Below are 1,111 nucleotides of genomic sequence, written 5' to 3'. Positions count from 1 at the left end.
GCGTGCTTACACCAGCAGCGCAAAGCAGGGGCTTGCTGCGGCAGGAATCTGCGATGTGCAGGAAATGCAGGTGACGGAATACAGGGTGGATTATGCTGTATTTAATAAAATACAAAATTCCCCCTTTACATATCCGGTAAAATTTGCTAATATAGTCTATGCTGACGCGGTTACCTTTGAACTGGTTACTAATCCGGAGGACACTGCGGCGGTTTCTGAAGTTATCACAGGTCTTTCCGGTGGGAGGGCTGAGAAGCTTTCTGAGAGCGTTCGATATGAGAAAGTAAGAAGAGAAAATTAATTTTAAAACTTACGAAAATCATGTTGACAGGTAAAAAGAAATGTGATAATATAATTTTCGGCTTATGAATCTGGTGATTCCACTAAGCTTAGAAAAAATTAAAAAAGTGCTTGACAAGTAACACAAGATATAGTATACTATGTAAACGTGCCAAGCAAACAAGCAACGGACACTGCGGGCGTTTAGCTCAGCTGGGAGAGCATCTGCCTTACAAGCAGAGGGTCATAGGTTCGAGCCCTATAACGCCCACCATTTTCCTACAGTGACCGAGATAGCGCAATGGCGGTGAGATGGAATACCGGCTGCGCAGTGAGTTCGCAGATTCGCGAATGAGGTGCAAAAGCACAAGCAATGCGGCCTGGTAGTTCAGTTGGTTAGAATGCCAGCCTGTCACGCTGGAGGTCGACGGTTCGAGCCCGTTCCAGGTCGCCAATTTTTTTAAAGTATATTTTGCTGTGGATGATGCAAAAGCTGAGCATAAATTGACGGTGAATTGCATAATTTCAGCAGAGTAGTATATACTATATGGTGGGTATCGTCAAGTGGTTAAGACACAGGGTTGTGGCTCCTGTATACGTGGGTTCGAATCCCACTATCCACCCCATATCATTTTTATGATTATGGCGACATAGCCAAGTGGTAAGGCAGAGGTCTGCAAAACCTTTATTCCCCAGTTCAAATCTGGGTGTCGCCTCCAAATGTTGGGGTATCGCCAAGCGGTAAGGCAATGGATTCTGATTCCATCATGCGCAGGTTCGAATCCTGCTACCCTAGCCAATTTATTGAAAATGCTTGAGTCCAGCGACTTGA

General features: G+C 45.1%; 1 protein-coding gene and 5 tRNA genes. All 6 read left to right on the top strand.

Annotated features, from left to right (window positions below; translation table 11 throughout):
* On the top strand, positions 1–301 hold a 301-nt coding region (locus D1841_RS17455), incomplete at its 5' end, for a hypothetical protein (RefSeq protein ID WP_166554324.1).
* Between the two features lie 176 nt (positions 302–477).
* Positions 478–553 (top strand) — tRNA-Val (locus D1841_RS17450).
* A 103-nt stretch (positions 554–656) separates the two neighbouring features.
* Positions 657–733, top strand: a tRNA-Asp gene (locus tag D1841_RS17445).
* A gap of 96 nt (positions 734–829) precedes the next feature.
* Positions 830–905: transfer RNA gene (locus D1841_RS17440), tRNA-His, on the top strand.
* An 18-nt stretch (positions 906–923) separates the two neighbouring features.
* Positions 924–998, top strand: a tRNA-Cys gene (locus D1841_RS17435).
* 5 nt (positions 999–1,003) lie between these two features.
* A tRNA-Gln gene (locus tag D1841_RS17430) sits at positions 1,004–1,078 on the top strand.
* Positions 1,079–1,111: the final 33 nt, after the last annotated feature.

Source organism: Neglectibacter sp. X4 (assembly GCF_009917365.1).
In the GTDB taxonomy this organism is placed as follows: domain Bacteria; phylum Bacillota; class Clostridia; order Oscillospirales; family Acutalibacteraceae; genus Acutalibacter.
This window is presented reverse-complemented; position numbering and strand designations above follow the sequence as displayed.